This is a genomic window from Bacillus sp. Au-Bac7 (assembly GCF_021341655.1).
Lineage (GTDB): Bacteria > Bacillota > Bacilli > Bacillales > Cytobacillaceae > Niallia.
This window is the reverse complement of record NZ_JAJTTG010000009.1, coordinates 1-18,810: the sequence shown is the minus strand read 5'-3', so window position 1 is coordinate 18,810 and position 18,810 is coordinate 1. Positions and strand designations below refer to the sequence as shown.

The window sequence follows — 18,810 nt, the reverse complement described above, 5'->3', positions numbered from 1 at the left end:
ATGTCATTTTAGGCAGATAAACTAGCAATAAATCAACATATGAAAGGGGTACTGAATATGGAAATCTTAAAAATAGAAAATCTGTCTAAAGTGTACGGAAAAGGAGATACGGAGGTGAAGGCACTTGATGATGTGTCTTTTACTGTAAAAAAGGGAGAATTCGTTGTAATAATTGGCCCATCTGGTTCAGGTAAATCAACATTGCTTCATCTCCTTGGCGGCGTAGACAGACCAACAAGCGGAAGAGTATTAGTTGATGGAACCGATATATATGGATTAAACGAAACGAACTTGGCGATTTTCAGAAGAAGGCAAATTGGTCTTATCTATCAATTCTATAATCTGATTCCGATTTTGACTGTTGAAGAAAACATTACATTGCCCTTATTGCTGGATGAGCATCAAGTGGACGACAATAAATTGGAGGATATCATCCGGGTTCTTGGCCTTAAGGACCGCCTCAAGCACCTGCCAAACCAGTTATCAGGAGGTCAGCAGCAGCGTGTTTCCATCGGTCGTGCTCTTATCAGTAATCCAGCTATTGTACTGGCAGATGAGCCTACAGGAAATCTGGACAGCACAAACAGCAAGGAAATAATGGAATTATTGAAGATGTTCAATAAAACGTTTAATCAAACCTTGATTGTCATTACTCACGATGAAAGGATTGCCTTGCAGGCAGACAGAGTCATTGCGATTGAAGATGGAAAGGTCGCCAAGGATGAGGTGATTCGTCCGTGAATATTATTCAAAAGCTTACAATAAGACATTTAAAGGAGAATAAGCGGCGTACGATTGTTACTCTTATTGGTGTCATTATTTCCACGGCAATGATAATGGCGGTCGCAACACTTGGTGTTTCCTTTCTCGACTTGATTATCCGCCAGTCCATTTCTCAGGACGGGGAATGGCATTTGAAATATGAGGATGTTAATCAGACCCAAATAACGGAAATAGAAAAGGATGACACTACGAACAAGCTTTTCCTTTCAAAGGATTTAGGATACTCGGAAATAAAAAACCCCACAAACGCATACAAGCCATATATTTTTTATAAGGCATTTAATGAAGCCGGTTTTAAAGCTTTTCATATAAAACTTAGTGAAGGGCGCCTTCCTGAAAATCCTAATGAAATTATCCTTTCAAAGAGTATGACAGATAAGGCGGAATTATCCTATAAAATTGGAGACAAACTTACAGCAGACATTGGCCAAAGAGCTGAAATCGGGAATGAGCAAGGCGCCAAGGAGTTGACACAGCAGTTTAGCATTCTTATGGATGAGCAGGGAAAGCGGACGGAAGGTGTAATAAATACTACTGAAAAGTCCTTTACGGTTGTTGGCATCATGGAAGACCCGACCTGGGCGTATACATGGGAGCCAGGCTATACTGCGATAAGTTATATCGATTTTACTTCACTTGCCAAAAATGATAAAGCAAATGCAGTTATCGTTTTAAATAAAGTAACAAGCTCTCTTTTCGATGATGCAGAGGCACTTGCGAAAAGGTTAAATATAGACAAAATCACCTATAATGAAGAATTGCTGCGCTACTATGGTATAACAGATAATGACAGCTTACGAACAACATTTTTTGGTACAGCTGCCGTCATCATTGCTGTTATTATTATTGGTTCTGTTGCATTAATCTATAATGCATTCGCAATCAGCGTGTCAGAGCGGGCAAGGCACTTAGGGATGCTTTCAAGTGTGGGAGCAACAAAAAAACAAAAAAGAAATGCTGTGTTTTTTGAAGGTGCAGTGATAGGAGCAATCAGTATCCCAATTGGGGTTCTGGCGGGAATTGCTGGTATAGGTGCAACATTCCTATTCCTAAATTCGTTCATTGAAGGGGCTTTAAACGTTACAGTGAAATTGAAGCTGGTCGTTACACCTTATTCTATATTAGCAGCTGTAGCACTGTCTGCGTTTACTATTTTTATATCAGTCTATTTGCCTGCTCGCAGGGCCTCTAAGATTTCTGCTATTGATGCGATTCGCCAAACACAGGATGTGAAGCTAACAGGTAAAGCAGTGAAAACATCCAGGCTCATTAGAAGGTTGTTTGGAATAGAAGGAGAAATAGGCCTGAAGAATTTAAAGCGGCATAAACGCAGATATCATGCCACTGTCTTTTCATTAATAATCAGTATTGTACTGTTTTTGTCTGTGTCGTTTTTTACATCGAATATAAAAAAATCAGTTCAGATGTCACAGGAAAATGTTAATTTTGACATCCAAGTATTTAGTTCGCTACAAAAGGAACCGAGTGATTATCTGCCCTTAACGAAGCTTGCGTATGTCACAGACAGTACAATTACAAGAGAGCTGTATGCTTTAAGCACGATGATTGATGAATCCAAAATTGCAGCTGAACTGAAGGAAATGGTAAAAGAGGACAAGAGTCTTCTTACAGACGGAAAGTTAGCTTATGCCGTCCATCTTGTCAGTCTTGATGATAAAAGCTTCCAAAGTTATGCAAAGGAAGCTGGTGTTTCCTTAGAAAAGCTTCAAGCAGAAGATTCCTATACGGGAATTCTAGTAAATCAAATTACTTATCAAAACCCTGATACTGGAAAGTTTGTAGAAACGAAAACGGTTCATGCAAAAGAAGGAGAAAATCTGGAGTTGTACTATAACGATGGGGAGGAAGAATCAAAAGTTAGTGAGGTACAGATTGCTGGTATGACGAATAAGCTCCCCCGTGGTATTCATACAACAGGAGTAGGCGGCATTGATATTATCGTCTCAGACAAGACGTTAACCGATCTCTCAAAGAACGAGCAGATGAAGGATTTTATCGAGACATCACTTTATTTGAACAGCTCTGATCCACTTGCAACACAGAAAGAACTAGAGGACATTATACAAGCAGATATGTATGTTTATAATGTTTTCCAAAACAAGGAGAAGAACGAACAGTTGCTGTTGTTTATATCTGTTTTCACGTACGGTTTTATCATCCTCATCTCGCTTATTTCAGTAGCGAATATCTTTAATACTATCAGCACAAGCATAAATTTAAGAAAACGGGAATTTGCCATGCTTCGGTCTGTCGGAATGACACCGAAAGGCTTTAACAAAATGTTGCAATATGAAAGCATGTTTTATGGGATGAAAGCATTGCTTTACGGTCTGCCAATCAGTATTGGTGTTATGGTGCTTTTATATATGTCTATCAGACAGACATTCGAGTACGGCTTTGCTTTGCCATGGTTGAGTATTCTCTATTCAATTGTTGCTATTTTTGTCATTGTAGCTTCTGCCATGATGTACTCTACTAGTAAGGTTAAAAAGGAAAACATCATTGATGGATTAAAGCAAGAAAATATCTAAAAAAGCGCCGGATTTGTTTTGTCAAATCCGGCGCTTTCGTTATTCTTTTGTTAAGTGTTCATTGCGGGGGAAGGAACGTTTATCAAGAATAACTTCATCCGCCGCATCCCTGTTTGTAGTTCCTTCGCCGCGCCTTTCTAAAATCGGTGTATCTGGTGTATCTTGAAATACGGGATTTCTACGTTCATAGTCTTCATTAGGTCCAAGGGAAATATTCATCCCCTGTTCTTTCCCATTTAATGGGGGCATTTCTGGATAGTCGGTAGAGATATTAGCATTAAACTCTTTTGCCTCTTTTTCAACTGCCAGCAAGAATTTTCCTTGTTCCAGTTCAGTGGAAAATTGATCAAGCTCTGCTGCCGGAATATCCAAGTTTGCTGCTTTCGTATTTTCATTTGTTCCGAAACCAAGGTCTTCCATTGTAAAATAGCTTTTCAATTTCTCAAAAAAACCAGCGGATTCATTTGTATCACCAGATGCAATGCTTGCGTCAGTATTAGCTTCCAAATAATCAGTATCTGTTCTGTTCGTCACGACAGAAAAATCCTCTGCAACATATCCTTTATTCGTCAGTCTTTCAATTGCGTTAATGGTCTCTTCTGGAGTCTCGTAAACAGCTACAATACTTTTTGCCATTTTTATTCCCTCCTTGAAAAATCGAATAAACATCTATGTCCATCCTTTTCCCCTCATACAAAGATATAAACGGAAAGATGATTTTACCAATTAAGGAATGAAAAGGTTATGTTATTAGAAACGTGATTTTTACAGTCTCTTTAAGCGATCACAGGAAAAAACCAGAACAATTCGAAAGAGTTCTGGTTTTTATCATTTAACGTTCGCAAGCAATCAAATCTTTATCTCTGTCGCTTTTTTTGTTGGCATCATAAAGAGCTTTAGAAACGTATGGCTTGTATTTTGTTTTCCCGCCTTTATTTTTCACATTGGCAGCACGGGCCACTCCGCCCTTGTATTTTTTGTTGAGCTCTGTGCAGTTTTTATAGGTAACTACTTTTGTGGCAGCTTCTGCCTCGTTAACCGTACTAAGTGTGAAGGTAAAAAGCAGACCTGCTGCTATAGCAGCTTTCATGATTGACTTCATAAAGATTCTCCTTTGAATGGTACATTAGAATTAGCGTATTTATTGGGAAAAATAGTTATTATTTTCTAATATACTTCCAATCCCTATATGATAGTATCTTAATCCTCTTATACTAGCAATAAAAATATGATATTATGTATAAAATTAATTTCTAAGAAATTAGTCAAGGGAGGATCGAGTGCTTAAGGACTTAAGGGGACCGCGGGAAATGGAGCCTGACGTTGGCATGCTTTTTGCCTTGGTTATGGTATAAAAAGAATTCTAGATAAGACATAAAGGGAGGAACTTTTCATGACACTCCAGCAATTGAAATATGTGGTGGAAATTGTACTGTGCGGTTCAATAAATGAAGCGGCAAGACGTTTATACATGTCACAGCCGAGTTTGTCAAAGGCAGTTAAGGAGCTGGAAAAGGAGCTCGGTTTTGAGATTTTTCTGCGGACCTCAAAAGGAATAACCTTATCAAAAAACGGGGCTGAGTTTCTCGGTTATGCCCGTCAAGTAGTGGAGCAGTCGGAGCTGTTAGAGCGCAGATATTTTAACAGCGCACCTTCTCAGCAGCTGTTCTCTGTTTCCACACAGCATTATGCATTTGCTGTCAATGCATTTGTCGAAATGATTAAAAAACATGGTGCAGATGAATATCAATTTACGTTGAGAGAAACGCGGACATATGAAATTATTGAGGATGTTAAAAACTTCCGCAGTGAAATTGGCATTCTGTATGTAAGCTCCTTTAATGAAAAGGTCATGCTGCAAATGCTAGAACAGGAAGGGCTTGATTTCCATTCTCTTTTTGAGGCAGGGCCCCATATTTTTGTGAGTGCCCAAAATCCTCTTGCGAAAAAGTCATCTGTAACGCTCGGGGATTTAGAAGCATTTCCTCGTCTGTCCTTTGAACAGGGAGAGTTCAATTCCTTTTATTATGCGGAGGAAATATTCAGCACGATTCCAAGAAAGAAATCGATACAGGTGAGTGACAGAGCGACATTGTTTAACTTGCTGATTGGCTTAAACGGATATACGATTTCTACTGGTATATTAAGCTCTGATTTAAATGGATCTGATATTGTATCGGTTCCCCTTGCTGAGGAGGAAACAATTTCTGTCGGATGGATTGTTCATAAAAAAACGAGACTTAGCCGGATTGCTAATCTTTATTTAGAGGAGCTTAAAACATTCGTAGATTTTTATGCGAATAAGTGATATAGCTTTTAGTTATAACGGACGATTACTTTTATCAGTTACTCTATACCCTTTTAATTATGCTAATATACAGACAATAATGAGGACAAAGGGAAAAGAGGGAAAGTACATGCAAACGATTGATAAATCAACACAGAAAAAAGCACCATTTCGTGCAGATCAAGTAGGAAGCTTACTTAGATCGGAGGCAATCAAGCAGGCTCGTCTCCAAAGAGCTGCTGATGAAATTACAGCTGAGCAATTAAGAGAAATAGAAGATACAGAGATTGCAAGAATTGTGGAAAAGCAAAAGGAAGTTGGCTTGCAAGCTGTAACAGACGGTGAATTCCGCAGAGCATGGTGGCATTTCGATTTCCTTGAGGACCTTCAAGGCGTGACAGGCTATCAAGCAGGATCAGGCATTCAATTTAAACAGAAACAAACAAAATCACGTTCTATTAAAGTTACTAGCAAGCTTGGGTTTGACAAACATCCATTTTTGGAGGATTTTAAATTCTTGCAGCAAGCAGCAGGTGATCATACAGCAAAAATGACAATCCCTAGTCCAAGCATGCTGCATTTCCGCGGTGAGGTGGACAGTGCTGTCTATCCGGACCAGGATGAGTTTTTTGCAGATCTTGCGCAAACTTATAAAAAAGGACTGCAAGCATTTTATGATGCCGGCTGCCGTTACATACAGCTTGATGATACATCATGGGCTTATCTATGCTCAGAAGAACAGAAGGAACAGCTTCGCGCAAAAGGATTGGATCCTGACTATTTAAGCAGAAAATATTTAGAAACATTAAATGCAGCAGTTTCTGACCGTCCAGATGATTTTAAAGTGACTATGCATATTTGCCGCGGGAATTTCCGTTCCACATGGATTTCTTCTGGAGGCTATGAGCCGGTTGCAGAAAAATTGTTCGGCCATCTGAATATCGATGGATTCTTCCTTGAATACGACAATGACCGTTCTGGAGGATTTGAACCGCTTCGCTATGTGAACAGACCTGACTTAAACATTGTATTAGGATTGATTACATCTAAATTTGGCGAACTAGAAAGCAAGGATGTCATTAAGCGCCGAATTGAGGAAGCGTCTCAATATGTTGACTTAAATCAATTAGCTTTAAGCCCGCAGTGCGGCTTTGCTTCAACAGAGGAAGGCAACCTGCTTACAGAAGAGCAGCAATGGGACAAACTGCGCCATGTTGTGGAAATTTCTAAAGACGTGTGGAAGTAATAGTTAATACAAAAAAACTGGTTGAAATTAATTCAGCCAGTTTTTTATTGTTTTACAATAGGATAAAGCAGTAGTCTATAATGGAAGAAAAGGAAGGAGCTAAATGCTTCATGATAAAAGCTGTTTTGTTTGATTTAGACGGAACTTTATTGAATAGAGACGAATCAGTCCTTCGCTTTGCTGACCGGCAATATGAAAGATTGAAAAAGTGGACAGGACATATACCGAAAGATACGTATATTAATAGATTCATCGTATTGGATGCGAAAGGGTATGTGTGGAAAGATAAAGTATACAGGCAGCTTGTTGAAGAATTTTGCCTGACTGGCATTACCTCACAGGAACTGCTGCAAGACTATTTAGATGAGTTTTCCTACAGCTGTGTTCCTTTTCCTAATGTAAAAGAAATGCTGGAAGAGCTGGCAGCAGCAGGGTATAGACTTGGAATAATTACAAACGGATTTGGTAAGTTCCAAATGGGAAATATAGAGGCATTACGTATAAGAGGCTATTTTGATGCTATATTGATATCAGAATGGGAAGGTGTAAGAAAACCTGATCCTGCCATTTTTTTGCGTGCACTGCAAAGAATGGATACAGTTCCTAATCAAAGTATATTCGTCGGTGATCATCCGCAAAATGATATTGCTGCAGCTAGTCATGTTGGCATGGTGAGTGTATGGAAAGAAAATGCGCAGTGGAGCGGGGGAATTGCTGATTATACAGTGACGGATTTAGGTGAGATCCCAAACTTACTTCATGATTTAAAAAATAATTCCTAGAATAGTTGTTGGGAGGCAATTATATGAATGAAAGGTTTATTATCGACTATCAATCGCCAATCGGCCTTATCGAAATAACAGGTACAAAGGCTGGAGTATATTCTGTTTTGTTTACAGAAAGAGACAGCTTGCAATATCCGCTGACAGAGGACATACCGAAACCATTAACAGACTGCTATGAGCAGCTTGATCAGTATTTTAATGGCGAGCTTGAAACATTTAGTTTTCCCTACATTATAGAGGGAACTAATTTTCAAAAAAATGTGTGGACAGCATTAATGGACATTTCCTACGGAAATACGGGTTCCTATAAAGAAATTGCCGTCAGTATCGGCAATGAAAAAGCAATCAGGGCTGTCGGCAGTGCAAATGGCAGAAATAAGCTATGTATTGTTATCCCTTGTCACCGGATTATCGGCAGCAACGGAAGTTTAACCGGATATGCAGGTGGGTTATGGAGGAAGGAATGGCTGCTTGACCATGAAAATAAAAAACATGTCCCGAAGCAATAAGCTCGGGACATGTTTTTTATATTTTAAACTGCTTAATGATTGTTTGCAGATCATCTGCTAAAAGAGCAAGTGCCTGGGACGAAGAAGTGATTTCTTCCATAGAAGCAAGCTGTTCCTGTGTAGCAGCAGAGATATTTTGGGTGATGGCAGCTGAATCTTTCGCGACACCACTTACATCAAATATCGATGCATGGACAGTTTCGGTTCCTTTTGCAAGCTTATTCAAGGCTTCTGATATATCTTCAATTTGGGATACAACACTATTTACGGCAGTTTCGATTTTTTGGAAAGAGGTGCCGGCAGAATGAACAACATTCAGTCCTGAATGAACCTCGTGAGATGCTCTTTCCATTGTTTCCAATGTATGCTCAGTATCCTTTTGAATTAATTGAATCAATTTTGAAATTTGTTCTGTTGAATTAGTTGATTCCTCTGCAAGCTTTCTGACTTCATCTGCGACAACAGCGAAGCCTTTGCCGTGCTCACCAGCTCTAGCCGCCTCAATGGCAGCGTTTAATGCCAACAGATTTGTTTGCGCTGAAATGCCAGTGATAACATTTGTGATTTCTCCAATTTCATTTGAACGTTCCTTCAAGCTTCTGACAGCTTCTGATAAGCTGTTAACATTTGCATAAATAGAATTCATTTGTGTGTTAACTTCTGCAATTGCTTCGTTTCCTTCAGTAGACACTTGAGATGCGTGCAGAACATCTTTTGTTATTTTTTCCGTGTTATCAGCAATTGTTTTCGTATAAGCTGTTATGTCACTGATAATATGTGCACTGTCTTCCACCTTATCTACTTGTTTGTCTGTTCCAGCGGAAAGCTCTTGTACAGTAAGAGTTATATGCTCGCTTGCTTTGCTGTTTTCCTCCGCGCTAGCACTTAATTCCTCTGAAGCGGCTGCAACCTGCTGAGAAGAATCATATACAGTGCTGAATACAGATTGCAGCTTTGATGTCATATGATTAAAGGACTCTGACAGCTGACCAATCTCATCACGTGATTGATAACTGCCTTTTACTGTGAAATCTCCGTTTTCAGCAAGAGAAAGAAGCTCTTTTACTTCCTTCACAGGATTGATAATCATTCGTCCAATCAGAATACTTAATCCGATTAGCAGCAGTAAGCCGACAATGATGACTGCAGCAACAAAAATCGTAACCGTTTTTAAGCTATCTTTGCTTTTGCTGTAAATATTTTCTGCATACTGTGTTTTTGTGTTTGCAAGTTCTTTAAGCGTATTATTAACCTTCGCTCTGTTTGGTTCTACTTCTTTTAAGTAAAGGTCATAGCCTTCTTCATTTTTGTTGGCAAGGGCCAATTCGACAACCTTATCTCTTGCGGCAGATAATGCAGTGACTTGTTCTTTAAACTGCTCGAGCAGTTTTTGTTCATCAGACATTAAGTTTCCGCTCTCAATTTCCGCAACAAGTGCATCAATTTCTTCCCAAGCAGAAGTAATTTCCTCGTGCAATTCTTTATTTTTGCTTTCGTCAGTCGTCAGCAGCAATTCTAATGTATATGCGCTGCTCGCCCTTGTATTTATCCTGATCTGCAGCATGTCTGTTACTGGCAGTAAATTCTCCTTGTACATAATCTCTGTGTCCTTTGCCATGACACGGATATAATTTAATCCTAAAAAGCCGACTGATCCGAGTGCAAGAGCACTTACTAAGATGATAATGAACAGCTTCTTTGTAATAGATAAGTTCTTAAGCAGTTTCAATGTATATTCTCCTTTTAAGTAAGATAAATTCCTGAAGCTAATACATATATCGACAGAGTTAAATTAAAATATAGAGGTGTAATTTTTCCTCTTTTTTCCTTAAGGCAATTGTCCATGCATGGAGTTCCTTCTTCTTGAATAAATACTTGTAAGGGGTGAAAAACTGGAGGAATTTGAAAAATAAAAAAGAAGTTTCGCTCTGTGAATAAACGGTTAATTACTAGAATCAGTATGAAAAAAAGATTCTGGAATAAAAAGGCTACATAATAGTGCAAAAAAATCAATTATGCTATAATAAGTGATTAATTGAATATTGAGAAATTTTTCGTTGTTTTTAGTAGAAAGGGAAGGAGAAGGCAAATGAAAAAAAGGGTGGTAATCTATACAGCGATAACGAAAGGCGATGACGAATTAAAGGAGCCGGCAATTAAATCTAATCAGTGTGACTATATATGCTTTACAGATGATCCAGCACTTATTTCATCTACATGGCAAATAAGGCCTCTTCCTCCAAGCGACTTGGATATTGAAAGGCAGTGCCGGCAGGTTAAAATCATGCCGCATTTCTTTTTGCCTGAATATGAATTCAGTATTTGGGTAGATGGGAGTATGGAGATAACTGGAGATATCGATGAGCTGATTGAGCAGTACTTTCTGCTAGGCGACAGACCGCTGTATACCTTTAAGCATCCACTAAGAGACTGCATTTATGAGGAAGCGAACGAGTGTATAAAGCAAGGGTGCGACAATGAAGAAATTATCAGGGATCAGCTGGCGAAATATAAAGAGGAGTATTACCCTAAACATAACGGCTTGATTGAAAGCAGTGTAATCCTTCGAAAAACACATTCTCCTGACGTGATGCAATTAATGGAGCAGTGGTGGAAGCTGGTGAAGAATTTCAGCAGAGCAGACCAGCTTAGCTTCAATTATGCAGCATGGGTATCAGGATTCTTTTATGGATATTTGCAAGGAGACAGCAGAGGAAACAGTAAATATTTCCGCCATGTTCACACAGCAGCTGTGCTGGAAATGGAGCTGCCTGAACTAGTTTAATAGGTAATTTTTAAGGGAGGCATGGATATGCCTCCCTTTTTATTGCTTTAAGCGGGCAGCTTTTTCGATATGAGCTTGAATACATAGAAGTAAAGGAACACACTAACAAGTGCTGAGAGAAAGATTAAACCGAACACAAGGATAGGCATCATCCAGTCTGCAACAATTACAGCAAAGGGAGCTAAGAACCTGCCAATGGTAAATTGCAATTTAGAGGCTCCCATATATAAGCCGCGCGATTCTTGGGGTGCATATTCACTCACAAAATTATTCATCACAGGAGAGCGAATAATTTCTCCGAAGGTAAAGATAACGGTAAACAGCATTAAAAGCCAAATATTTGTTGTCAGCCCGACGGCGAACATTCCAATGCCTGCTAAAAAAGAGGAAAGCATAAAAATATCGCGGTCTTTCCAATCTTTAAGCCATTTGGCAGATGGAAGAACAAAGAGTACAAACATCAGCCCGTTTAAGCCGAGCATCCAGCCGAAGGCTTCTGTGCCAGACAGTGTAAAGGACCAGTCATTGACTGACAACACCGTTTGGAGGTGCACAAACTCTGTCACATAAATTGCTAAATAAAGATCAAGCTGCATAATAGCTATAATCGCAAAAACTCCTGCTGCAATATAAAGCACAAATACTTTGTCAGAGAGTAAGGTCCTGTATGCTTTCCACTGGTTAAGGAATGTATTCCAAATACCTCGAGAACCTTGATGACTATTTGCAGCTGCCGGCACAGTTTCTTTTATGGCATAAAAGATGGCAACACTGTAGATGGCCATAATGAGCATACAGGCCCATAGTAATTCTGTTCTGTACTGGAAAAAAAGGGTTGCCCCGATTGCAGGTCCTAATACAGCTCCAATATTGTTAGCTGTGATAAAGACAGCAAATACTTGACGCCTATTCTTCTGTGTAGTCAAATCCGCTACCATGGCATCACTTGCAGGACTATAAATTGCCCCGCCGATTCCGATGCCAATAAAACAAAGATAGTCTAGCCAGTGGGAGGAGGATAAGGCAAAAACAGCAAACATGAGCGCTTTTAAGCAGCACCCTGTAAGCATTACAGGCTTTCTCCCAAAACGGTCGGCTAAATCACCGCCAATCATGCTGAATGCAATTGCTGTAAGGGGAGGAACTGTCATAAGCAACCCTGCTAACTGACTGCCAAGTGCGCTGCTGAAGTAAACAGCGATAAAGGGAAAATACATCCAGTACAATAAGTTGAAAAGAGCTTCTCCAAAAAGCCGTATTTTTAAATTGGCATTCCATACAGTTATGTTCATTTCATTACCTTTTCCTTTTATTTAGTTTCCGGCCGGTATATTTATCCTAAAATAATAAAAAAATTAAATATAGACTTATATTTTGATTTATTTTATAATAATAGTATGAAAATTTAGAATCTTCATCTCTTCGTTTAAGTGCGATAAAAATCGAACATATGCTTCATTTAGCTGTACGGTACTTTCCAAATGAACATAAGAAACTAGCCATCTATGCTAGTTTCTTTTTTTTATGACATAAATTGAACTAATGTTTTATAAAATTAAATTAATTATTGAAATTAAGTTTCAATAATCCTATAATAAAATGGTAACCAAGAATGGAGGACTAACGTATGGATCAGAAGCTCAAGTTACTAACTACAGAATCTCGAAATGATCAAACAATGCATATAGACACAGCAAAGACGATAGATATCTTGAAGCTTATGAACGAAGAGGATCAAAAGGTTGCCCTCGCAGTACAGCAAGTGCTTCCAGATGTTGAAAAGGCTGTTCAATTTGCCTGTGAGTCTATTAAGAATGGCGGCCGCCTTATTTATATTGGGGCCGGCACAAGTGGTCGACTTGGTGTTTTGGATGCAGTCGAATGCCCGCCGACTTTCAGTACTGCCCCAGGGTTAGTTCAAGGGATAATAGCCGGAGGGGAAAAGGCATTTGTCACTGCTGTTGAAGGAGCAGAGGACAAAGAGGAGCTTGGAGCACAAGATTTAAAAGATATTAGCTTAACAGCCTATGATACAGTGATTGGAATTGCTGCGAGCGGACGTACTCCATATGTAACAGGTGCGCTCTTGTTTGCGCGAAGTGTTGGAGCGAAAGCAATCGCGCTCTCATGCAATAATCAGTCCGTTATCAGCGAGGCTGCTGACCACAGTATAGAAGTGGTCGTAGGGCCGGAAGTGCTCACTGGTTCGACAAGACTAAAAGCAGCAACCGCACAAAAGATGATATTGAATATGATTTCAACAGCTACAATGATTCAGCTTGGGAAAGCCTATGAAAACTTAATGGTAGATGTGCATGTGAGCAATTATAAATTAAAAGAAAGAGCAATTAACATCATCTGTAAAACTACAGGGGCAAGCTATGATCATGCTAAAGAGGCACTGGAAAACGCCCAAAACGAAGTGAAAACGGCAATTGTGATGCTAAAAACGAATAAAGAATACAAAGAAGCGAAGGAACTTCTCGGCACAGCGGGCGGTTATGTAAGAAAAGCGGTTAACTTAGCAGGTGGCAAGGAAGAATAGCACAACTACGCTACCGAGTGAATAATATTGAGACGGCAACAAGGCTGTCTTCTTATACGAGAAAATTAAAGCGGTTTCATTTTTAGTTGTTTCAAATGAGAATAAAGAGGGGGAACTAAAATGTCCGGGGAAAATCATGTTTTAGCGCAAAAAATCTTAGAACAGCTGGGCGGTCCTGCTAATATAGCAGCTTATACACACTGTATGACTCGCCTGCGTGTAACGCCTGTTAATTTTGCTGTTGTAGATAAAGAAGCAATAAAAAAAATCGCTGGTGTATTAGGGCTGGTTGAGGATGAGACACTGCAAATCATTATAGGACCTGGGAAAGTTAATAAGGTTACTGAAGCATTTGGAAAGCTTCTATCCTCATCAGGCGAAGTAAATCTAGAAGAGCTAGCAGCACAGAAAAAGTCAGAGTTAAAAGCGAAAAACGCTACTCCTGTCAAACTGTTCTTACGAAAAATCGCCAATATTTTCATTCCGCTAATCCCCGCCCTTGTAGCATCAGGATTAATTACAGGAATTACGAAAGCTGTTGTACAAGGCGGCTGGCTTGCGGCAGAGTCGCAATTTGCGCTGATATTAACAGTGATCGGAGGCGGCTTATTTACCTATCTAGGCATTTTAGTCGGCATAAATGCAGCGAAGGAATTTGGCGGTTCACCTGCATTAGGGGGAGTTGCCGGCATTTTAATCATTAATCCGTCTGTCGCTGGAATAACTCTTTTTGGAGAAGAACTGCTGCCTGGACGGGGCGGATTAATTGGTGTTTTGTTTGCAGCCATCTTCATTGCCATTGTCGAAAAACATGTCCGCCGCTTTGTGCCGCAGTCCCTTGATATTATCATAACTCCAACAGTAGCTTTATTAATAACAGGAATTATCACCTATCTCGTGTTCATGCCAATCGGGGGCATTATCTCAGATGGAATTACAAAAGGCTTGCTCGCTGTTTTGGATATGGGCGGAGTTGTAGCCGGCTTTGTGTTAGGAGCTGCATTTTTGCCGTTAGTTGTAACAGGCTTGCACCAAGGGTTAACTCCTGTTCATCTTGAACTAATAAATGCAATTGGGGATGATCCTCTGCTGCCGATTTTAGCAATGGGCGGAGCAGGCCAGGTAGGTGCAGCATTTGCCATCTATTTAAAAACGAAAAAAACACGCTTAAAACGAGCGATTGGCGGTTCCTTGCCGTCCGGTTTGCTCGGTATCGGGGAGCCGTTGATTTTCGGGGTGACACTTCCCCTTGGCAGGCCATTTTTGACAGCTTGCCTTGGAGCAGGAATAGGCGGCGCATTTCAAGCTTATTTTAAAGTTGCTACCATTGCTGTCGGCGTTTCCGGATTACCGCTTTCCTTTCTAGTTCATGCCGAACAGATTTTACTATACTTGGCCGGGTTAATCATTGCTTATGCAGCAGGGTTTGCTTTCACATTTTTATTTGGATTTAAGGATGAAATGGCGAGTGAATTCGAATGATTGGGATTTCCTTTTATTTAAATGATCCTCTCGCTGAACAACGATTAATAGAAGCAAGTATGCAAGGAGTTAAAAAGGCATTCACCTCATTGCATCTTCCTGAGGAACAGGGGCATCTTGCTAGCAAGGTAAAAAAACTGCTTGCAACAGCCAAAGCTAATGGAGTCGAGGTTTATGCAGATGTGTCTCTGAAAACCCCCAGCCATATAGGAATAGCAAATTTAGAACAATTAAGGGATCTTGGCATAGCAGGAATTCGACTTGACGACTTTGATTCGCATAGGATTATTAAGCTGTCAAAGCAATTCCACATTGCCCTTAATGCAAGTACAATTTCAAGGATAGAGCTTAAAAGTTTGCTTGCAAATGGACTAGAGAGTGAAAGGCTGATTGCTTGGCATAATTTTTATCCTCGCCGTGAAACTGGCTTAGATGAAAACTTCTTCAAGAAGCAAACCGCTTTATTTAAACAATATAATATTCCAGTATGTGCCTTCATACCAGGAGTAGGGGAAAAAAGAGGCCCCATCTTTGAAGGGCTTCCAACGCTGGAAAGCCATCGTGATATAGATCCCTTTATAGCAGCAGTTGAGCTGTTGAAGGTGGGAATAGATGATGTGTATATAGGAGATCCAGCATCAGGTAAGGAACTTTTAGCGAAGCTGATGAAATTTCATTCAGATCGCATCCTCCCACTTCGTATATATTCCTCCGTTCTCCAAGGGGGAATTTATCGCATCCGTCCCGATTTTGCCCGCGATGTGCTGCGCTTAATGGATACAAGGAATGATGAATCTGCAGCTCCTGAATATACAGGGGAGCGGCTTCGGGGAATGATTACAATGGACAATGACTTATATGGGCGCTACCGAGGGGAAGTTCAAATTGCCTTACGAAATCTTCCTGCAGATGAACGGGTTAATGTCATTGGTCAGGTTATCGAGGAGGATCTCGAGCTACTGTCACATATTCAACCAGGTCAACAGCTGGAGTGGAAAGTATTGGGGTCATACTAGAGCGAGTACAGAGCAACATGTAACAAAATAATAGTGAGCTTGTGCCCTGTTATATTTTTAACAGGGTTATTCTTATGTTTTAATAGAGTAATAATTGCTAATTTTATGATAAACTAAAGCAGTAAGGAAATAACTTACAGGAGTTTTCAATAAAAAAGAATGCAGCTTAGCTTGGACAGCAGCATTCTTCCTAATGATTGCTTCTGTTTTTTAGCAGCCATGCTTTTGCAGCAAGTCCAACTGCTAAACCGGGTATGACACAGAGAATCGGCATAAATATCGGTCCAATCAAGATGCCGAATAAGGTCCATCTCTGTGAATAAATCAGCCCGATGGTTACAAAAATCGTACATGATACGTAGGGAAGAAAGGCGTAAGGTGGAGTAGAACCTTCCTTATATGTATCTCTTACAGCATCCCACATGGCAAAAAAATACAGACATGGATAAAACATAAGCCATTGAAAGTGAATATATTCCGTTGCTTTATCAAAATGACCATTGAAGCTGGAAATGATCGCAAGATTAAAATTGGATTGGCGGTTAATGACCATTTCCATCAAAATAAAAAGCAGTGATTTTAAGATTTTGTGATTTAACAGCTGGCCAAAGCCAGGAAAAGCAATCGACCATAACAATCTTTCCAATGTTACTTTATTCAATTTAGGATCAGCCTGCTTCCTATTTGTATATTGGTAATTGGTATATAGAAAAAACAGTAACTTGTCATAATGCCGCTGTTTCTTATTATTACACATAGCATTTTAAATATTAATTTTTTTACAGAATTTGTATAATTTTATCGCGCGAATATTAGAGGTAGGTGCAGAAGTTTGAAGGAAATAACATATATGGACATACATAAAGAAGGAGAAGTAGTTCTTGATACTGCTAGGTTTCGCCATTATCATGATCCGAAGATGCTCAGTCGTTATGACAGTAATTTTATTGCATTTAAGGAAATGCCAAATAAGAAGGAATTCAGCGATACAGAAAAATATCTACAGGAATATCATGTTGCAAGAGGGCAAAAACATGTAAAGTTTGTGTTTCCGCCGAATGAAAAGCTAGATGATTCATTATTAACTAATCTTTCTAGTGAAGGCTATGACACTGGATTTACGGAGTTGTATAAAATAAATCCGCGAGATTTTCCAGGATATGAGATGCAAAAAGAAATAGAAATTGCTCATGTCGGAGCAAATCAGCTTGAGGATTTTTTAACATTAAACTATCAGCAAGACCTTGTCTTCGGGAGTGCGTTTGCGTCAATGAAGCAGGAAAATAATCGGAGTCACTTTAAGGATTCTGCTTTTGGGCAGGTTATCGCTTATTATAATGGAGTGCCTGCTGGGGATTAGTAGCAATCCTGAAAGAACAAACAGTCGAGATTGATGGTTTGTTTGTGCTGCCGGAATTTCAACGAAAACAAATCGCGGCACATCTCCAGCAATTTGTGATGGAGTCCTTTCCCGAAAAGACGGTTATACTGCTTGCAGATGGTGAGGATACACCAAGGGAAATGTATAAAAAGCAAAATTATGAATATGTCAGTTTTCAGTATGAAACAGTGAAGGTATTTGAAGAGGATTAAATATATTGCAAAGGGGATGAGCAGCGTGAAATCAGTTAAAGTTTTTCATTATGATGCATTCAGCACCATGCCGGACAAAGGCAATCCTGCTGGAGTGGTTTTCACAGGAGATTTATGCAGTAAGTCGGAAATGCAAGAGATTGCCTTTAAGGTTGGATTTAATGAAACAGCATTTATTGCCAGCTCTGACAAAGCAGACCTGAAGATAAATTACTTCACACCTGGCCATGAAATGGATTTATGCGGACATGGGACGATCGCCTGTTTATACGGCCTTTACGAACAGAGATTATTGCCTCCGAAAGAGGAGTTAACAATAGAAACCAAAGCTGGCATACTACCGATTAAACTAAAGGTAGATAATTCAGGAAGAATGTACATAACGATGAAGCAAGCACAGCCAAAGTTTATGGAATTTCGAGGTTCCCAGAAAGAGCTAGCCTTGGCAATTGGTTTAAAAGAAGATGATTTATCGGAAGAGCTGCCAATTATGTACGGCAGTACAGGAATATGGACACTGCTTATCCCTATCAGGAGCTTATCTGCGTTTAAGAAGATGAAGCCGGACAATCAATTGTTCCCGAAAATTTTGACAGAGAATCCAAAGGCATCCTTGCATCCTTTTTGCCTCGAAACAGAACAGGAAGGCGCTGATATGCATGCCCGCCATTTTTCTTCGCCATTTTCTAAAACAGTGGAAGATCCTGTCACAGGCACCGCCTCTGGAGTGATGGGTGCTTATTATGCTTCTTATATTAAAGAGCAGGCTAAAAAGCCATTGCATTTAATAATAGAGCAAGGTTTGGAAATGAACCGTGCAGGCACAGTGTTAGTAACGGTGTCAGAGAGAGATAACGGACTTGGCATAGAAGTTACAGGAACAGCAGTGTATGTGAATGAAATGGAAATAAATATTGGTCATTAAAAAAAATGGGCTGGAAAAAATAAAATAGATATTGCAACGTTTGGGAATATACGGTAATATGTTAAATAATTATTAAAGCGAAGATAAGGACATGAGTTGTTTAAAAAAGTTGACAGAGAGGGAAGTGCAAGCTGGAATCTTCCTAACAGATTTTAACATCTTACCACCTTTGAGCTGTGTTGGGGAAATATAGTATCCAATGCCGTCAATGCTGCGTTAAAGCACAATAAGCCGCAAAGTTTTTGCGGGAAATTGGGTGGAACCACGGGTATAAGCACGCTCGTCCCTTGCTAGAGGGATGT

Annotated in this window: 18 protein-coding genes, 1 pseudogene and 1 other annotated feature; of the genes and pseudogenes, 13 read left to right on the top strand and 6 right to left on the bottom strand. The window is 39.7% G+C overall.

The features are described from left to right. The first annotated feature begins 57 nt into the window (after positions 1 to 57). Both LXM54_RS20505 and LXM54_RS20500 read left to right on the top strand, forming a co-directional pair. Complete coding sequence (locus tag LXM54_RS20505; RefSeq protein ID WP_233317099.1) at positions 58 to 741, top strand: ABC transporter ATP-binding protein; 684 nt, start codon at positions 58 to 60, stop codon at positions 739 to 741. Then, entirely contained in the window at positions 738 to 3,335 is a 2,598-nt protein-coding gene (locus LXM54_RS20500; protein ID WP_233317098.1) for an ABC transporter permease, read from the top strand. Before LXM54_RS20505 ends, LXM54_RS20500 begins: the two co-directional genes overlap by 4 nt. A gap of 39 nt (positions 3,336 to 3,374) precedes the next feature. Here LXM54_RS20500 and LXM54_RS20495 read toward each other — a convergent pair whose 3' ends face one another. Continuing rightward, positions 3,375 to 3,971, bottom strand: coding sequence for a general stress protein (locus tag LXM54_RS20495; protein WP_233317097.1), 597 nt, complete (start codon positions 3,969 to 3,971; stop codon positions 3,375 to 3,377). A gap of 196 nt (positions 3,972 to 4,167) precedes the next feature. Then, positions 4,168 to 4,425 (bottom strand): excalibur calcium-binding domain-containing protein, encoded by a 258-nt coding sequence (locus LXM54_RS20490; protein WP_233317184.1) that lies wholly within the window; start codon positions 4,423 to 4,425, stop codon positions 4,168 to 4,170. Between the two features lie 303 nt (positions 4,426 to 4,728). Here LXM54_RS20490 and LXM54_RS20485 point away from each other — a divergent pair, with 303 nt between their 5' ends. From LXM54_RS20485 to LXM54_RS20470, 4 genes are all read left to right on the top strand, one after another. Next, positions 4,729 to 5,643: a LysR family transcriptional regulator gene (locus LXM54_RS20485; protein WP_233317096.1), complete on the top strand. Its 915-nt coding sequence runs from the start codon at positions 4,729 to 4,731 to the stop codon at positions 5,641 to 5,643. Between the two features lie 109 nt (positions 5,644 to 5,752). After that, positions 5,753 to 6,868: a 5-methyltetrahydropteroyltriglutamate--homocysteine S-methyltransferase gene (locus tag LXM54_RS20480; protein ID WP_233317095.1), complete on the top strand. Its 1,116-nt coding sequence runs from the start codon at positions 5,753 to 5,755 to the stop codon at positions 6,866 to 6,868. Positions 6,869 to 6,978: 110 nt separating this feature from the next. After that, positions 6,979 to 7,650, top strand: a complete 672-nt coding sequence (locus LXM54_RS20475) for an HAD family hydrolase (RefSeq protein WP_233317094.1) — start codon at positions 6,979 to 6,981, stop codon at positions 7,648 to 7,650. A gap of 23 nt (positions 7,651 to 7,673) precedes the next feature. Then, positions 7,674 to 8,162: a methylated-DNA--[protein]-cysteine S-methyltransferase gene (locus LXM54_RS20470; RefSeq protein ID WP_233317093.1), complete on the top strand. Its 489-nt coding sequence runs from the start codon at positions 7,674 to 7,676 to the stop codon at positions 8,160 to 8,162. Positions 8,163 to 8,178: 16 nt separating this feature from the next. On the opposite strand, the gene LXM54_RS28565 is transcribed toward LXM54_RS20470, so the two are convergent. After that, positions 8,179 to 9,126, bottom strand: coding sequence for a methyl-accepting chemotaxis protein (locus tag LXM54_RS28565; RefSeq protein WP_442780516.1), 948 nt, complete (start codon positions 9,124 to 9,126; stop codon positions 8,179 to 8,181). Next, a pseudogene (locus LXM54_RS28560) lies at positions 9,121 to 9,891 on the bottom strand (MCP four helix bundle domain-containing protein); the annotation flags it as partial. The gene LXM54_RS28565 and the pseudogene LXM54_RS28560, both read right to left, overlap by 6 nt. Positions 9,892 to 10,251: 360 nt before the next feature. On the opposite strand from LXM54_RS28560, the gene LXM54_RS20460 reads away from it, so the two are divergent. Then, positions 10,252 to 10,947: a glycosyltransferase domain-containing protein gene (locus tag LXM54_RS20460; RefSeq protein WP_233317091.1), complete on the top strand. Its 696-nt coding sequence runs from the start codon at positions 10,252 to 10,254 to the stop codon at positions 10,945 to 10,947. A 47-nt stretch (positions 10,948 to 10,994) separates the two neighbouring features. Here LXM54_RS20460 and LXM54_RS20455 read toward each other — a convergent pair whose 3' ends face one another. Beyond that, positions 10,995 to 12,239 carry an MDR family MFS transporter gene (locus LXM54_RS20455; protein ID WP_233317090.1) on the bottom strand — a complete coding sequence of 415 codons (1,245 nt, stop codon included), beginning with the start codon at positions 12,237 to 12,239 and terminating at the stop codon, positions 10,995 to 10,997. A 335-nt stretch (positions 12,240 to 12,574) separates the two neighbouring features. On the opposite strand from LXM54_RS20455, the gene murQ reads away from it, so the two are divergent. From murQ to LXM54_RS20440, 3 genes are all read left to right on the top strand, one after another. Beyond that, positions 12,575 to 13,492, top strand: a complete 918-nt coding sequence (gene murQ, locus LXM54_RS20450) for an N-acetylmuramic acid 6-phosphate etherase (protein WP_233317089.1) — start codon at positions 12,575 to 12,577, stop codon at positions 13,490 to 13,492. A gap of 120 nt (positions 13,493 to 13,612) precedes the next feature. Beyond that, positions 13,613 to 14,974 carry a PTS transporter subunit EIIC gene (locus LXM54_RS20445; RefSeq protein WP_233317088.1) on the top strand — a complete coding sequence of 454 codons (1,362 nt, stop codon included), beginning with the start codon at positions 13,613 to 13,615 and terminating at the stop codon, positions 14,972 to 14,974. Next, the gene (locus tag LXM54_RS20440) at positions 14,971 to 15,990 is read left to right on the top strand and encodes a MupG family TIM beta-alpha barrel fold protein (protein ID WP_233317087.1); all 1,020 of its coding nucleotides are present in this window, start codon (positions 14,971 to 14,973) and stop codon (positions 15,988 to 15,990) included. Before LXM54_RS20445 ends, LXM54_RS20440 begins: the two co-directional genes overlap by 4 nt. A 190-nt stretch (positions 15,991 to 16,180) precedes the next feature. Here LXM54_RS20440 and LXM54_RS20435 read toward each other — a convergent pair whose 3' ends face one another. After that, positions 16,181 to 16,651: a hypothetical protein gene (locus tag LXM54_RS20435; RefSeq protein ID WP_233317086.1), complete on the bottom strand. Its 471-nt coding sequence runs from the start codon at positions 16,649 to 16,651 to the stop codon at positions 16,181 to 16,183. 171 nt (positions 16,652 to 16,822) lie between these two features. On the opposite strand from LXM54_RS20435, the gene LXM54_RS20430 reads away from it, so the two are divergent. The 3 genes from LXM54_RS20430 to LXM54_RS20420 are packed head-to-tail and all read left to right on the top strand — an operon-like array spanning position 16,823 to position 18,508. After that, positions 16,823 to 17,350, top strand: coding sequence for a DUF5613 domain-containing protein (locus tag LXM54_RS20430; protein WP_233317085.1), 528 nt, complete (start codon positions 16,823 to 16,825; stop codon positions 17,348 to 17,350). 44 nt (positions 17,351 to 17,394) lie between these two features. After that, positions 17,395 to 17,583, top strand: coding sequence for a hypothetical protein (locus LXM54_RS20425; protein ID WP_233317084.1), 189 nt, complete (start codon positions 17,395 to 17,397; stop codon positions 17,581 to 17,583). Positions 17,584 to 17,608: 25 nt separating this feature from the next. Beyond that, positions 17,609 to 18,508: a PhzF family phenazine biosynthesis isomerase gene (locus LXM54_RS20420; RefSeq protein WP_233317083.1), complete on the top strand. Its 900-nt coding sequence runs from the start codon at positions 17,609 to 17,611 to the stop codon at positions 18,506 to 18,508. 71 nt (positions 18,509 to 18,579) lie between these two features. Next, positions 18,580 to 18,799 (top strand) — a binding site (T-box leader). Positions 18,800 to 18,810: the final 11 nt, after the last annotated feature.

Bases quoted from the DNA above. Each gene is read 5' to 3' on its own strand.
- LXM54_RS20505 (WP_233317099.1), top strand. From the start codon at position 58: ATGGAAATCTTAAAAATAGAAAATCTGTCTAAAGTGTACGGAAAAGGA.
- LXM54_RS20495 (WP_233317097.1), bottom strand. From the start codon at position 3,971: ATGGCAAAAAGTATTGTAGCTGTTTACGAGACTCCAGAAGAGACCATT.
- LXM54_RS20490 (WP_233317184.1), bottom strand. From the start codon at position 4,425: ATGAAAGCTGCTATAGCAGCAGGTCTGCTTTTTACCTTCACACTTAGT.
- LXM54_RS20485 (WP_233317096.1), top strand. From the start codon at position 4,729: ATGACACTCCAGCAATTGAAATATGTGGTGGAAATTGTACTGTGCGGT.
- LXM54_RS20480 (WP_233317095.1), top strand. From the start codon at position 5,753: ATGCAAACGATTGATAAATCAACACAGAAAAAAGCACCATTTCGTGCA.
- LXM54_RS20475 (WP_233317094.1), top strand. From the start codon at position 6,979: ATGATAAAAGCTGTTTTGTTTGATTTAGACGGAACTTTATTGAATAGA.
- LXM54_RS20470 (WP_233317093.1), top strand. From the start codon at position 7,674: ATGAATGAAAGGTTTATTATCGACTATCAATCGCCAATCGGCCTTATC.
- LXM54_RS28565 (WP_442780516.1), bottom strand. From the start codon at position 9,126: ATGACATCAAAGCTGCAATCTGTATTCAGCACTGTATATGATTCTTCT.
- LXM54_RS20460 (WP_233317091.1), top strand. From the start codon at position 10,252: ATGAAAAAAAGGGTGGTAATCTATACAGCGATAACGAAAGGCGATGAC.
- LXM54_RS20455 (WP_233317090.1), bottom strand. From the start codon at position 12,239: ATGAACATAACTGTATGGAATGCCAATTTAAAAATACGGCTTTTTGGA.
- murQ (WP_233317089.1), top strand. From the start codon at position 12,575: ATGGATCAGAAGCTCAAGTTACTAACTACAGAATCTCGAAATGATCAA.
- LXM54_RS20445 (WP_233317088.1), top strand. From the start codon at position 13,613: ATGTCCGGGGAAAATCATGTTTTAGCGCAAAAAATCTTAGAACAGCTG.
- LXM54_RS20440 (WP_233317087.1), top strand. From the start codon at position 14,971: ATGATTGGGATTTCCTTTTATTTAAATGATCCTCTCGCTGAACAACGA.